This window comes from Streptomyces sp. NRRL F-525, from assembly GCF_000716605.1.
In the GTDB taxonomy this organism is placed as follows: Bacteria; Actinomycetota; Actinomycetes; order Streptomycetales; family Streptomycetaceae; genus Streptomyces.
In genome coordinates this window covers 1-414 of sequence record NZ_JNXE01000145.1, presented here as the reverse complement: position 1 = coordinate 414, position 414 = coordinate 1, and the positions used below count along the sequence as shown (strand labels likewise).

Below are 414 nucleotides of genomic sequence, written 5' to 3'. Positions count from 1 at the left end.
GTCTCGGAGCATGGCGAACAGGACGCTGATGCGTTGGCGGGCGAGGCGGAGGAGGGCCTGGGTGTGGGTTTTGCCGCGGGCTCGCTGGCGGTCGTAGTAGGTGCGGGAGGCGGGGTCGGCGTTCATGCAGGCGAAGGCGGACAGGAACATGGCGCGTTTGAGCTGGCGGTTGCCGCCTCGGGGCGCGTGTTCGCCGTGGATCGAGGTACCGGACGACTTCGTGGTCGGGGCGAGTCCGGCGTAGGAGGCCAGGTGGGCGGCGGTGGGGAAGCTGGTGCCGTCGCCGACGGTGACCAGCAGGACGGCGGCGGTCCTGACGCCGACGCCGGGCATCGACGTCAGGACCGGGGAAAGAGGGTGGGCCTCCAGCAGGGCGTTGATCTGGGCTTCCAGGGCCCGGCGCTGTTCGTGGAC

The 414-nt window shown here is 71.0% G+C and carries 1 protein-coding gene; it reads right to left on the bottom strand.

From position 1 onward, the window contains the following. Positions 1-414 (bottom strand): IS110 family transposase (locus tag OO69_RS48270; protein WP_033287410.1); only part of this gene is annotated, 414 nt, incomplete at both ends.